Genomic DNA, 13,686 nt, shown 5'->3' on the forward strand with positions numbered 1-13,686 from the left:
GAGGTTAGTTGCTTCCAGCAAGCGAACGCCACAGGAAATGGTTGCTCCGTGCCTGCAAAGCCGCCGCTTGCCGGTTGTCCGAGGCTCCGGCATGTCCGCCCTCAAGTGCCTCGTGGAACCAGACGTTCGGGATCCCCATCGCCTGCATGCGGGCGGCCATCTTCCGGGCCTGGACGGGTCCCACCCGGTCATCGGACGTGGCGGTCCAAATGAACGTTTCGGGGTATTCCACACCGTCGTGAAGCAGGTGGTACGGCGAGAACGTGCGGATGAACTCCCATTGTCCGGGGACATCGGGATCGCCGTATTCGGCAATCCACGAATACCCCGCGGACAGCTTGGTGTACCGGCGCATGTCCAGAAGTGGCACGCCGCAGGATACGGCACCGAACAGTTCGGGGTACTGGGTCAGCATGTTTCCCACCAGGAGCCCGCCGTTGGAGCCGCCCACGCAGCCCAGGCGGGGGCGGCTGGTGACGCCGCGGGAGATCAGGTCCCTGGCCACGGCAGCGAAGTCCTCATAGGCACGGTGCCGGTTTTCCTGGAGGGCGGCGCGGTGCCATGAGGGTCCGTACTCGCCGCCGCCTCGGATGTTGGCCACAACGTACACGCCGCCACGCGAGTGTGCTTCGGCGCCGTCCTCGGCGGAGGCGCCCACTGTGCGCCGCTCGAGCCAGGCCCGCCCTATGGATCCGCTGTACGCCGGGGTCCGGGAAATTTCGAATCCGCCGTAGCCGGAGAGTTGGGTGGGGTTCTGGCCGTCGAGCACCAGGTCCTTGGACGCGACCTGGAAATAGGGAACCTTGGTTCCATCCTCAGAAACCGCAAAGTGCTGCTGGACTTCGTATTCGGCTTCGTTGAAGAACGACGGCGACCGCTTCACCTCGGCGTGTTGACTCACCACACCGCCGGACTGCCCGCCATCAGACTGCCCATCCGCACCGCGTGTCAGTGTTCCGCGGGTCAGGGTAGTGGGGGTGGTGAAGCCGGTGGCCACCAGCCAGAAGTCATTGCCGGCAGGGCCCTGGTCTTCGTCGTCCACGGCATAGGCGTTGACGTCGTGAAGCGGCGGGCACGCATCCAGGAGGGTGGATCCCCACACGCCGCCGGCGTCAACAGTGGATGGATCCAGCACCCGGATCTCGGAGGAGACATCGCGCAGGAGGTTCAGCAGCAGGTATTCCCTGGTCCAGCTCCAGGACTGCAACGACGTTTGGGCGTCCGGGGTGAAGAGGACCAGCAGGGAACGGGACCCCGCAAGATACGAATCGAAGTCAGCAGCCAGCAAGGACCCCGCCGGGTACACAACGCCGGCAACATCCCAGTCCTGCTGCGGACGGAACAGCAGCCAGTCACGGTGGGCGCTGATATTCACATCGGTAGGAACGTCTATCGCCACCCATGAGTCGTCCTTCAGCAACGACGTGGTGCGGTTGTAGAAGTCGATGTAGTCCACGGCGAAGGTGCGCTCGTAGCCCGGAGTCGAGTCGTGGGCCACCATTGCCAGCATGTGGTCTTCGGGGATTTCAAAGAGGCGCTCGGCCTGGGCAAGCGATTGGCCGCGGCGCAGCCTCACACCAGTCCGTGCGTAGGAGGAGGTCGTCGCGGGCAGCCCTTCGGCGGTGCTGGACACCAGGAGGGTATCCGCATCGAGCCAGCTGACGTTGCCTTTGGCTGTGGGGAGGTCAAAGCCGCCGTCCACGAAGGTGCGGGATTCGACGTCGAACTCGCGGTGGCGGTCAGCGTCGCCGCCGTCGGGGGAGAGCGAAACCATAGCCAGCCGGTACTCGCTGCCATCTGCGGGACGAAGGAAACCGGCGCCGTGGAACACCCACTCGACACCCTCAGCGGCGGCCAGGGCATCTATGTCCAGCAGGACATCCCACTCCGGCTCCTCGCTGAGGTAGCTCTCCCAGGTGGTGCGGCGCCAGAGGCCTTTGGGGTGTTCCTGGTCCTTCCAGAAGTTGTAGTAATAGTCGCCACGTTTGGAGACCATGGCGATGCGGTCCGTTGAGTCGAGGACTTCCAGGATGCCGGCCTCAACAGCGGCGTACTCGGAGTCCTCCAGGAGTTCCTCGGTGCGGGCGTTCTGTTCGCGGACCCACGCCAGCTGTTCTTCGCCGTGGATGTCTTCCAGCCAGACGTTTTCATCCGTGGGCTCAGGCGCGACGTCCGCAGCGTGGCGCGGTCCGGCGGCCGTCGCAGTGTCATTCTCGGGAAGTGGCGTCTGATCAGCTTCTGTGGTGGTCATCGCCCCATCCAAGCAACACTGTTCAACGGTAAGCAAGTCACGCAGAAGTTAGGCTGGAGCGTGGATGAATCGCAAACCAACCGTGTTGCCCTGATTGGGGCCGGCCCTCGGGGCACCAGTGTCCTTGAGAGGCTGCTTGCGAACTGGGCCGCGGAGACACCTGAATCGACCGCCCTGCACATCCATGTCGTGGATCCTTTCCCGGCCGGTTCGGGCCATGTGTGGCAGCCGGAGCAGTCGCGCCTGTATCTGATGAACACCCAGTCCTTCTACCCGACGCTCATCCCTGAGGAACCCGGGCTTGCCCAGCCGTTGACGGGTGGTTCGTTCGACCAGTGGCGTGAGGCCCGGCGTCGTGATGGTGAGGGCCTGAACGCCGCCGAAAAGGCGGAGCTGGCTGTCCTGGACTCGCACGACTTCCCCAGCCGGGCGCTGTACGGACGGTACTTGAGGCAAACCCTGGAGGGGCTGCTGAACCGGCTGCCCGACGGCGTTGAGGTCACCTTCCACGAGACCCTCGCCGTGGCTGCCCGGCCTGTGAAGGACGGGTTCGACGTCGAACTGGCCAACGGTGCGTCCCTCACCGTCGGCTCCGTGGTCCTCGCGCTGGGACATATCGAGTCCCGCCTGAATCCCGAGCAGCGCTCTTTCAAGAGGGCCGCAGACGAACAGGGGCTGTTGTACTTCCCGCCCGCGCCGCCAGCGGACGTGGACTGGCAGGCCGTGCCGGACAACGAGCCAGTACTGGTCCGCGGTATGGGGCTGAACTTCTTCGACGTGGTGGGGCAGTTGACCGAAGGTCGGGGAGGCACGTTCGTTGATGCGGGTGTGCCTGGGGCCGGTGTGCTGGAGTACCGGGCATCGGGCCGGGAGCCGAAGATCATCGCCGCCTCCCGCAGGGGCACGCCGTACCGGGCCAAAGCGGGCCTGGACGGCTACTATCCACGCAGCATCACCATGCGTTACCTGACCGAAGACGCCGTGGACCGGTTCCGCGCGGCCGGAATCCAACCGGGCTTTGACCACGACCTCTGGCCACTGCTTCACCGCGACGCGCTGTGGGCCTATTATTCAACGCTGGCCCGGTCCCAGCCCACGGCAATAAAGGACCCTGCCCAGTTCCTCGCTGATCTTGAGGACGCACTCCAGCCGCATGCGCACACCACCACGCATTGGGAGGGCAGCGTGGGCGATCTCGTCGAAAAGCACGTCGTTTCCTCCCGCCGGTTGAACCTCCGTGGACTTGCTGCACCGCTGGCAGGACGCACCTTTGCCTCCCGGGGTGAGCTGGACGCGGCCATTACCGCGTACCTGGATGATGATGCCCGGCGATCGGCCCTTGGCGAAGCGGACCCGGTCAAGATGGCCATCGGCGCCCTGCACACCGGCCGGGCAATCCTCAAGTCGGTGGTGGCAGACGGCGGCATTACGGACGAGTCATGGCTCGCAGGGTTGCGGGGCTGGTTCGAGTCCTTCGTTGAAGGACTGGCCAGCGGAGCGCCTGCGCTGCGCTCGGAGCAGTTGGCCGCCTTGGCGCGTGCCGGCGTCGTGAGTTTTGTCGGACCGGACCCGAAGTTCAGCGTGGACAGGGGCGAAAGGGTGTTCCGGGCGGTTTCGCCGTGGGTACACGATGCGCCGGTTGAGGCGCCGACGCTCATCGAGGCGATGTCGCCGGCAAACAGGGTGGGCATGAACGTCTCCCCGCTGCTGGAGCAACTGATGGCTGATGGCTTGGTGCGTACCAAAATCATGATGGGCGGTGAGGGCGCGCCCGTGCAGACCACAGGCCTGGACGTGGAACCGCATCCCTACCGGCCGGTGGCTGCGAACGGATCCGTCACAAAACACCTGTTTGTTTTGGGCCTTCAACTTTCTGCGACGCAATGGGGCACGGCCATTGCCGCGGAAGCCCGGCCGCGGACCGGACCGGCCTACGCCAGCGGACAGCGGACCCTCCGCGACGCCGATGAGATCGCCCGTAGCATTCTGGCCCGATAGCGGCGCGGGGCGTGATGACTCATGTCAAGATGCTCGCGAAAGTGTTGTGCGTGCCTCAGTTATTTCTGCTCGCGTGATTGAGGCTTCCAGAGCCTGTGTTTTCTCGGCGGCGAGGGCGATGAGCTGGGTTTGGATTCTGGTGATGCCGCGGGTGAGTTCGGCCGGGTTGGTGGTCTCCATTAGTTCGGCAAGTTCGGTCGCTTTGGCCTCGGTGAGGATCCCGGAGTCGATGACGCGGTGGTATGGGGTCCGTGGTTTGTCATAGATCCGGGTCTTTTTGCCGTGTTTGTTTGAGCGCCAGCCGATGGCTTTGGTGGTCGCGGTAAAGAGGTTGAGGCGGATCCGGACCAAGGCGTAGAGGGCGTTGAGGAGCTTCAGTTCGGCCGCCGTGTCGTACCTGTAGTGGAAGGCGTGCCGGCGCACGACGTCACCGTTTTTCTGCTCGACGTGAGCATTGTCGTTGGACTTATACGGCCGTGCACGGGTGAAGTAGATGTCCTTCTTCCCGGCCCACTCGATCATGGCGTAGTTGATGAATTCCCCGCCGTTGTCGGTATCAAGCCCCACCAAGGGAAACGGTAGTCGTGCCACGACCTCATCCATGGCCGCAAGGACCCAGACGTGCGCCCCGTTTCGGACGGCCACGTTCTCGGTCCAGCCGGTGAACACGTCCGTGGCGGTCAGGGTTCGTGCGAATTCCCCAGTCAGGGTGGGGCCGCAATGGACGACCAGGTCCGCCTCGATGAAACCCGGGAGCTGTTCGTGCTCGTCGCCGGCCTTACGGACCGTGATCGAATTACGCAGCAGTGGCCCGGCCTTCGTCGCGGAGAGCCCTTTGGGTTTGTCCGCGTCCTTGGTGGGTTTGAGGAGCCGGTCGATCGTGGCCCCGGAGACCTGCATCAACTGCACTCTGACAGCCGGTGTCAGTCTCTTGGTGTCGAGTTCACCAAACGCTTCGAGCTTCGGTAGCCACAGGTCCATGGTCGCGGCCAGATATTTGCCCGAGGGCATCCCCGCCAGCCGCCACACACCGATCAGGACTTTAAGCGTGTCATAGCCATAGGTTCGTCCCCGAGGCTTCCGTACCGCCACCCTCGCAGGGCCCTTGCGCTTGCGCGCTGTGGAAAGCGCCCGCCGGGCATTGGCCCTGGACCAGCCCGTGACGGCGACCAGCTCGTCCAGAACCAATCCCTTGGCATTCTTCGACGACTTCGCATAATCGGCTGCGTACTTCTTCGTGATTTCCCTACGCGTTGCCATCGACAGGTCCATCCCTCATCGTCACCGCCGCGCCCGCAGCGGCCCATGATTTCGCGAGCGTTTCTCAAATGAGGCATGCACCCCGTTTCGCGAGCACTATTCATGAGTCTCGTCGCGGGGTTGCAGAGCAGCCCAGCCTTCGTTACTGTGTGAGCTGCATCACCCAGTGTGGTGGTGCGCGCTTTTGATCCGCGGCGGGAGAGCCCTGCCGGTACACCACCCCAGGCGCCGTAGGAGCAAATCCTCCCCAGGAATCTCTCAGGCCCATGTACCGCCGCGGCGAGGCAACTCTGGAAAGCAGTCCGGCCACCGGGCTCACCGAAGGTGCAAGCGTTCCTGCCGGGCAGGAAGGCGGAAACTCTCAGGTCCATCTACAGAGCGGGGAGGAACCCGAATCTCGTGGCACCCTGTGCCGCCTGAACGATGGAGTTCCTTTGACGATTCATCCTTCCACCGGTAACGATTCACCCCATCTTGAGCGTCAGCTCAGCAACCGCCACATCCAGCTCATCGCCATTGGCGGAGCGATTGGCACCGGCCTTTTCATGGGCTCCGGAAAGACCATCTCCGCTGCAGGCCCTTCCGTCATTTTCGTGTACATGATCATCGGCTTCATGCTGTTCTTCGTCATGCGCGCCATGGGTGAACTGCTGCTGAGCAACCTGAACTACAAATCCTTCAGCGATTTCGCTGCTGACCTGCTCGGCCCTTGGGCCGGGTTCTTCACCGGCTGGACGTACTGGTTCTGCTGGGTCATTACGGGCATCGCCGACGTGATCGCGATCGCCGGGTACTCCCAGGAACTCTGGCCGTCCCTTCCGCTGTGGGTGCCCGGCCTGATCACGATCGGCATCCTCCTGCTCCTGAACCTTGCCACGGTAAAAGCCTTCGGCGAGACCGAGTTCTGGTTTGCCCTCATCAAGATCGTGGCCATTGCAGCACTCATCATTGTTGGCTTGTTCATGATTTTCAGCGGCTTCCAGTCCGACGCCGGACCGGCCAGCTTCACCAACCTGTGGAGCCACGGCGGTTTCTTCCCCAACGAGTTCATGGGCTTCGTTGCGGGCTTCCAGATCGCGGTCTTCGCCTTCGTGGGCATTGAACTGGTGGGAACCACCGCCGCTGAGGCCAAGGACCCGGAGAAGAACCTGCCCAAGGCCATCAACTCCATTCCCATCCGCGTCCTGCTCTTCTACGTGGGCGCCCTCATCATCCTCATGTCAGTCACCCCGTGGACCCAGTTCGCTGCCGGCCACAGCCCGTTCATTGCCATGTTCTCGCTCGCTGGCCTCGGCGCAGCGGCCACCATGGTCAACCTCGTGGTGCTGACCTCCGCCATGTCCTCGGCCAACTCGGGCATCTACTCCACGTCCCGCATGGTGTTCGGGCTGGCGCAGGAAGGCGACGCCCCCAAAGTGTTCGGCGCGCTCTCAGGACGCAAAGTACCCCGCAACGCCCTGTTCCTGTCCTGTGTCCTGCTGCTGTCCGGCGTCGTGCTCATGTACGCGGGCTCGGACATTGGCAAGGCGTTCGACATGGTGACCACAGTGTCCGCGGTCTGCTTCGTTTTCGTGTGGTCCATCATCCTGGCCAGCTACCTGGCCTTCCGGAAGCGCCGACCACACCTGCACGACTCCTCGGCCTTCAAGATGCCTGGCGGGGTGGTGATGGTGTGGGTAGTGTTCGCCTTCTTTGCCTTCGTGCTGTGGACGCTGACCACGCAGCCGGACACGCTCGCGGCCCTGCTCGCTACTCCCGCGTGGTTCCTGATGTTGGGCATCGCGTGGGCGATCCTCCGCCGCCGTCCCGCACATCTGGCCCGCTACGCGGCGTTCCAGGCAGAACTGCAGCGGGACGCGGACAGGGTCCAGGAGCTGGAACCGGCAAACAAGTAAACGGTCCGAGCAGGCAAACTGTCTGACGAGGCAAAAGCAGGGCCCCTCACGAAGGAAGATCGTGAGGGGCCCTGCCCTGTTGTGTCACTGGGAGGTTGTCAGCCCCTCAAGCACTTCTGGTACTCCAACCACGCAAAGGCGTACCGTAGCCAGCCCACGATGTCGTACCACTTGGACGGCTTCACCGGGGGAGTGCACTGCGGCGGGTTGGGTCCGCTCTCAGCCACCTTCACCAGGGCCTTCACGACGGTCCCGGATTCGACGGCGGTCAGCACCAGTGTGCCCGTCCCTGCAGCTGCCGCCGCGGGAACCTTGAGGTTCACTGTGGCCGCACCAGCTGTGACCGGGACGGATCCAAGCGTCACCGCCGCGCCCTTGCTGTCCACGAAGACGGCGTTGAGCGACGCGTTTGCCGGGCTGCCGATGGAGGTCAGGTCGAGCTTGGAGACGGCCAGCGTGATGGACTCTCCGGCCTTGACCTCAGCCGGCGTGGAGTTGGCCACGGCAACAGAACGGCGCGCGAAGTCCGGAGACACGGGCTTGTGTGCCTGCAGGTACTTGATCCACGCATCACGATCCACCAAACCGGTGTCCTTCGTGTTGCTGCCTTCCTTGAACACCCGGAAGTTGTCACCGCCGGTGGCAAGGAAGCTGAAGGTGCCGATCTTGTACTGCTTGGCGGGGTCGATCACAGCGCCGTTCACCCAGATGCCGGTGATGCGGTCACCCGCGGGACGTGTGGCGTCGTAGGTGTAGTTCACGTTCTTGGACAGTCCCAGCTGCTGGTAGGGGCGGCTGGGAACGGTGCCGTCGGCGTTGGTCTGCCACTGCTGCTCTAGGAGCGTCTTGAACTGAGCACCCGTCAAGGACGTGGTCCACAAGTTGTTCACGAACGGCAGGACCGCGTTGGCCTCGGCGTACGTGATGGTGCCGTCCGGCGCGTAGTACAGCTCGTTACGCAGGCCACCGGGATTCACGACGCCGATCTCCGCCGCGCCCAGCTCAGGAGCCTTGAGCGTGTCCACCAGCGAGTCCGCCACAAGGTTGCCCAAGGTGGACTCACTCGCGCGATCGTCCCGCTTGGGGGCGCCGCCGGCCGGATCCGGGGTGAACGCCGTGGTGATATCAGCGGTGACTGCGCCGACCGGCTGGTTGCCGATCTCCGCAGCCTGCGCAAGGGCCTTGTCCACGATGGTTTTCACTGCCGCCACCCGCGGGTAGGCAGCAACGAGGCTTTCGGCCGTCTCCGTGGTCCGGTCCACGACCGCGGCTTTGTACGACGTCACCGACTTGCTTGCAGTGTCCACGGTGAGCGTCACGCTACCCACGTTCTCACCGTAGTTGCCTGTCTGAACGATGGGGCGCGTCGTGCCGGTCGGCTGGCCATTGGCGTCCAGGACCGGGGCATCCCAGGCGTATTCCTTGTGCGTGTGCCCGGTGAAGATCGCCGCGACATCAGGAGTGGTTTCGTTGACGAGCTTGGCGAATGGTCCACCGGCAGCAACTTCCTGCTCCAGGGTGGCGCCCTCGGGCGTTCCGGAAGCAGCGCCGTCGTGGTTTTCCACGATGATCAGGTCAGCCAGGCTTTCAGCCTTGATCCTGGCCGCTACCCGGTTGATGGCTTCCACCGGATCACCGAACTCGAGATCCGTGATTCCGGCAGGGGTTACCAAGGAAGGAACTTCCTGCGTGACCGTGCCGATAACGGCTACGCGCACGCCGTTCATATCCAGGACCTTGTACTCCGGCAAGACCGGAGTGGTGGTGCCCTTTTGGTAGACGTTCGCACCAAGGTAGGCGAACTTGGCGTTGGTGCCTCCCGCAATGACACGGTCGCGCAGGTCCTGCCAGCCGCCGTCGAATTCGTGGTTGCCCACAGCGGAAGCCTGGAGTTCAAGGGTGTTCAGGACGTCGATGGTGGGCTGGTCCTTCGCTACGGATGAAGCGAAGAGCGAAGCTCCGATGTTGTCACCGGCGGAGATGAAGGCCGTCGCACCGGGGGCGGCTGCCGCACGAAGCTTCTCCACGGTGCCCGCGAAGAGGACCGTGTTGGAATCGATCCGGCCGTGGAAGTCGTTGATGCCCAGGAACTGCAGGTCAACGGTTTCCGGTTCCTCGGTGGTCAGGTTCAGGCCCACCACGACGGGGTCGTGGTCGCTGGCCCGGAACTCGTCCCCGGCATAGTAGTTGGTCACATTGTTGTTATACCTGCTGTACTCCAGCGCTACGGACTCCACGGAGTTGATGTTCCAGATGTCGGTTCCCGTGACGGCCTCAGCGGCGGACGGGGAAGCAAGGATGTGGTCCAGGGAACCCACCATGCCGCCGAAGAGGTATGAGTGCTTGCCCGTACCCACTTCCAGATCGGTGTAGCCGGCGCCCGTGAGGACGTTGATGGGGTCTTCCTTGGAGTAGGCGTTGAAGTCACCGATCAGGAAGACCTTGTCAGTACCCTTTGAGGCTTGGAGGTCCTTGGAGAAGGCAAGCAGCGATTCGGCCTGCTTGGTGCGGGCGATATTCGAGGCGCCCTGGCCCTTGTCCGTGTCGTCCGGTGTGGCCGCGGAGCCCTTGGACTTGAAGTGGTTCACTATCGCGATGAACTTCTTGTCATCGTCTCCGCCAACCGGCTTGAAAACCTGCGCCAGCGGCTTGCGGGCACTCGCGAAGGCCACGGTGTCGTTGTGGATGATGGACTCGCCAACGGGCTCGGCCACGGCCTTCTTGTAGATGAACGCAGTTCTGATCATGTCTTCATCGCTCAGCGGGGGAGCATTGGCGGGTGTGCGCACGTAGTCCCACACGCCAGGCGTCTTGACGTTGAGGGCGTCCACGAGCTTGGACAACGCGTCGTCACGGTTCTTGCCGAACTGCGCCGAGTTCTCGATCTCTTCGAGGGACACGACATCGGCGCCGGACTTGCTGATGGCCGTGACGATCTTGCCCTGCTGGCGCTCGAAGTTCTCCGCGTTGGCAGCGCCGCGGGCGTTGCAGCCTTCCTTGACCGTGATGGGGTTGCCATCGCGGTCGGTGTAGAAGACGCAGCCGGCAAGCTGGTCACCGGTGGTGGGGAAGTAGTTGAGCACATTGAAGGAAGCGAGCTTGAGGCTGCCGCCTACGTCAGCGGGGCCCTCGGGCCGTGTGGCGGTGAAGCCTGCCGGCTGGACCGTCTCAGCGTTGGCCGGGCTCAGGGCGGCGAGGGGCTGGAATTTCCAGGAGTTGTTGCCATAACCCAAAATGACGTCGGTCCGGAACTTCGCGGGCGAGCCCACACGTACGGGGTCGGACGCAGTCAGGTACGGTAACTGCTGGGCCTTGGTGGTGGCGTCCTTGAGGAAGTTGGTGGACGCGCCGTCGTCGAGCTTGATGCCGCGCAGCGCGTTGTCAGCAACCACCGCGGCGTACTCCGGCGAACCGTAGGTGGCTACCGCCGTCGGCTGTACCAGGGGCGATGTGCCGGCCGCCAGGCCAATCTCGCCGTACTGGTTCAGGGAGTAGTTGTCCGTGACAGTGAAGTCGCCCTGCGGTGCAACGAGCATGCCCTCGAGGCTTTCCCGGGCAGCCTCGTTGGCCGGCAAGACGAACGGTGTGGATTTGACCTCGGGTGCGGCCTCCGTGAGCTTCTTGAACCCCGCAGCTTCAACGGTGAGCTGGGTCTGGTTGGCGAACTCGCTGACAACACCAGTGAGTTCCACATAGTCGCCCGGCTGGACCGTTCCTGCCGTCGTGGGTGAATAGACGAACAAAGCGTCCGACGCCGTCCTGGCCGCCGCCGCGGTTTCGCCGCCACTTCCGGGAGTCTGGACGTAGTAGCCGTTGAAGCCGCCGGTTGCGTAAGCGGCTGTGACCTTGCCTCGCGTGGTCACGGTACTGCCGACGAACGGGCTGGCCGCGCCGGTCCCTTGGATCTCCGCGATGGCCTTGACGCCGGGTTGCGGCCCAGGGTCGGTGGGAGGAGTTCCGCCATTGGACGGCGTAGGGGTGATGGTGGTGCTGAGGCTGAAGTCTGCGGCGTTGGAGTCAGTGTCCACGCCGTTGGTGCGGTTGAGGCTCTTGACGTCCGAGTTGCCGGTTGGGGCGGTGGCAACGGCGGTCTCAAAGGTGTTGGAGGCGCCGTAGCCCAGAAGGTCGGCAATGGCCGCGTTCCCCGTCACTGAACCTGACGGCAAGGGAGACACCGCGGCGGACTGCTTGGCCAGGATCAGCGTGCCAGTGGTTCCGCTGGGGTTCAGAGTGCCTGTAGCCTGCACATCGGCCGTGGGAAGTGCCGGCGCCGTGGACGTTCCGCTGTTGGTGGCGCCCTGAACCAGGAAATAGCCCTTCGCCGGGATGCTGCCCGTGAGGGGAGTGATCCCCGTGGGTGCTGCAGTGGCTGTGCCGGACCGGTACTGCAACGACCACCCGGCCAGGCTGACCGGCTCATCCGAGGAATAGTAGAGTTCCACGAACTTGTTCTTGAAGGCCGCACCGCTGCTGCCGCCACTGAGGTAGGCCTCGTTGATCACCACGGGCGATGTGCCTGCGGGGGCGGACGGTTCATCCGCTGCCATGGCCGGCGCGGCCGTCAGTGGGGCGGCAAGCAACCCCACTGACAGGACCGTTCCCGCTGCTAATTTCCAATGTTGTTGGTGCATCCGCTCTAACTTTCATTAGGGGGCCCTGTGGGGCCCTTTGGACGACGCCCGCTCTCTTGTGGAACGGGCGCTGTTCCGGAAGTTACTCCGGGGTAAACCTGTTGCTCGGGCATAGCAGAACACGACGGAATGAATGGGAGGTGGACCCATGGTGGCCGGAGGGTTCTCCGGCCACTGGCGTGCTACTTGGCAGCGCCCTTCAAGGACCCGGTGGTGGCGGATCCTGCGGAGCCACCGATGAGGCAGACGATCTCGCGGTCGCCGTTCTTCCAGGAGTCGCTGGTGGGATGGAGGAAGGTGACCTCCAGCGCGGATTCCTCGAACGGCAAGCCAACGAACGTCGCAAACTGTGCGCCACAGTATTCCTCAGCCTGGGTGCCAACCTCGGTATCGCCGGGGAACGTTGAAGCGTCGATGTTTGTCAGTGCAAAGGCCTCCAAATCGTGGCTCTGATCGCACGGAATGATGGTGACATCCACAACTTCCTGGCTGTCCGGGTTGGCGATGCAGTCGCCCATCTTCACTTTGAAGGCGTCGGCCTTGGACGACTCCGTCGGCTTGCCGGATTCATCGCGTTTGGCGTCGCCGCTGCTGATCAACGAACAGCCGGCCAGTGCCAGTGATGCCATAGCCAGCACGGCGGCAGTCCGAACGGTTTTCGAACGGTGGAGCATTCTGTCCTCATTCCAGAAGGACCACGGTGCGTCGGAAGAACGGACCTGTGGTCAACAATGAGGGACCAGAAAAGGACCCATGCCGGCCGATCCCCCAATGCCGGCAATGAGTGGATCAATCCGGCTGCCCCTGGGTGGGAGGCCGCCGGACGTGACCCGAAGTGTCAAAGTCTAGGCTGTCTGTCCCAAATCCTGGATCACCTTGAAGACGGCGCCTGTCGGGTCCGACAACGTAGCCAGCCGCCCGAACGGAGTGTCCTCCGCCGGCTGCGTGACGGTGGCACCGAGGGCCGCGGCTTGCTCCACGGTCGCGTCCGTGTCCTCCACGGCGAAGTACACGCTCCACATGGACGGGACCTGCTCGGGCAGGAAGCCGGAGGCGTCCATGATGCCTGCCTTGGCGTCGTCGCCGGAGCCAAGAGTTGTGTAGCGGAATTCCGGAGTGTCGCTCATGACTTCCGTGTCCCAGCCGAAGACCTTCTGGTAGAAGGTGACAGCGGACTCGTAATCCTTGGAAAGGAGCTCATGCCACGCGGGAGCCCCCGCCTCGGCCGCCACCTCGTAGCCGTTCATGCCACCGAACTGCCAGGCTCCAATGGAAGCGCCTGAGGAGTCCCCGTACATGGCCATGCTGCCTTGCTCCGGGACTTCCATGGGTTCCAAGTACACCTGGCCTCCGTTGGCGGCAGCTGCCTCGGTGGTTGCCTTGATGTCATCGGTGCGCAGGTAGGTGGACCAGACATCCGGCATGGCACCCATGTCCGCCTGCTTCGCCATGATGCCTGCAACCATCCGGCCTTCCTTCGACGCCGTGATGTAGCCGCCGTACTTTTCCTGGTCGCCGGTCTCGTAGGTCCAGCCAAAAAGGGCAGTGTAGAAGGCCTTGGCCTTTTCCGTATCGGACGTCATCAGATCAATCCAGCAGGGTGCGCCGGGAGTGATGTCAGGCTTAGGCATGGGTCAGGCTCCTGTTGTTA

Annotated in this window: 7 protein-coding genes and 1 riboswitch; of the genes, 2 read left to right on the forward strand and 5 right to left on the reverse strand. The window is 63.6% G+C overall.

Features of this window, described 5'->3' with window-relative positions; all coding sequences use genetic code 11:
- Positions 1–4: 4 nt before the first annotated feature.
- On the reverse strand, positions 5–2,251 hold the full coding sequence (locus J3D46_RS08950) for a prolyl oligopeptidase family protein (RefSeq protein WP_253466528.1): 2,247 nt from the start codon (positions 2,249–2,251) through the stop codon (positions 5–7).
- Between the two features lie 60 nt (positions 2,252–2,311).
- Between J3D46_RS08950 and J3D46_RS08955 the strand changes: the two genes are divergently transcribed.
- Positions 2,312–4,249 carry an FAD/NAD(P)-binding protein gene (locus tag J3D46_RS08955; RefSeq protein WP_253466532.1) on the forward strand — a complete coding sequence of 646 codons (1,938 nt, stop codon included), beginning with the start codon at positions 2,312–2,314 and terminating at the stop codon, positions 4,247–4,249.
- A 24-nt stretch (positions 4,250–4,273) separates the two neighbouring features.
- On the opposite strand, the gene J3D46_RS08960 is transcribed toward J3D46_RS08955, so the two are convergent.
- A complete protein-coding gene (locus J3D46_RS08960) occupies positions 4,274–5,509 on the reverse strand; it encodes a transposase family protein (protein ID WP_253466535.1) in 1,236 nt (411 codons plus the stop codon).
- Positions 5,510–5,694: 185 nt separating this feature from the next.
- Positions 5,695–5,793: riboswitch (glycine riboswitch) on the forward strand.
- 150 nt (positions 5,794–5,943) lie between these two features.
- Here J3D46_RS08960 and cycA point away from each other — a divergent pair.
- Positions 5,944–7,404, forward strand: coding sequence for a D-serine/D-alanine/glycine transporter (gene cycA, locus J3D46_RS08965; protein ID WP_231341794.1), 1,461 nt, complete (start codon positions 5,944–5,946; stop codon positions 7,402–7,404).
- 98 nt (positions 7,405–7,502) lie between these two features.
- On the opposite strand, the gene J3D46_RS08970 is transcribed toward cycA, so the two are convergent.
- From J3D46_RS08970 to J3D46_RS08980, 3 genes are all read right to left on the reverse strand, one after another.
- A complete protein-coding gene (locus tag J3D46_RS08970; RefSeq protein ID WP_253466537.1) occupies positions 7,503–12,035 on the reverse strand; it encodes an ExeM/NucH family extracellular endonuclease in 4,533 nt (1,510 codons plus the stop codon).
- A 182-nt stretch (positions 12,036–12,217) separates the two neighbouring features.
- The gene (locus tag J3D46_RS08975) at positions 12,218–12,709 is read right to left on the reverse strand and encodes a septum formation family protein (RefSeq protein WP_253466541.1); all 492 of its coding nucleotides are present in this window, start codon (positions 12,707–12,709) and stop codon (positions 12,218–12,220) included.
- Between the two features lie 171 nt (positions 12,710–12,880).
- On the reverse strand, positions 12,881–13,666 hold the full coding sequence (locus tag J3D46_RS08980; protein WP_253466543.1) for a VOC family protein: 786 nt from the start codon (positions 13,664–13,666) through the stop codon (positions 12,881–12,883).
- Positions 13,667–13,686 lie beyond the last annotated feature (20 nt).

The sequence above is a fragment of the Paenarthrobacter sp. A20 genome (genome assembly GCF_024168825.1).
GTDB lineage: Bacteria > Actinomycetota > Actinomycetes > Actinomycetales > Micrococcaceae > Arthrobacter.

Excerpts from the sequence above, each read along its gene's own strand:
- J3D46_RS08950 (WP_253466528.1), bottom strand. The coding sequence starts at position 2,251 with ATGACCACCACAGAAGCTGATCAGACGCCACTTCCCGAGAATGACACT.
- J3D46_RS08960 (WP_253466535.1), bottom strand. The coding sequence starts at position 5,509 with ATGGCAACGCGTAGGGAAATCACGAAGAAGTACGCAGCCGATTATGCG.
- J3D46_RS08970 (WP_253466537.1), bottom strand. The coding sequence starts at position 12,035 with ATGCACCAACAACATTGGAAATTAGCAGCGGGAACGGTCCTGTCAGTG.
- J3D46_RS08975 (WP_253466541.1), bottom strand. The coding sequence starts at position 12,709 with ATGCTCCACCGTTCGAAAACCGTTCGGACTGCCGCCGTGCTGGCTATG.
- J3D46_RS08980 (WP_253466543.1), bottom strand. The coding sequence starts at position 13,666 with ATGCCTAAGCCTGACATCACTCCCGGCGCACCCTGCTGGATTGATCTG.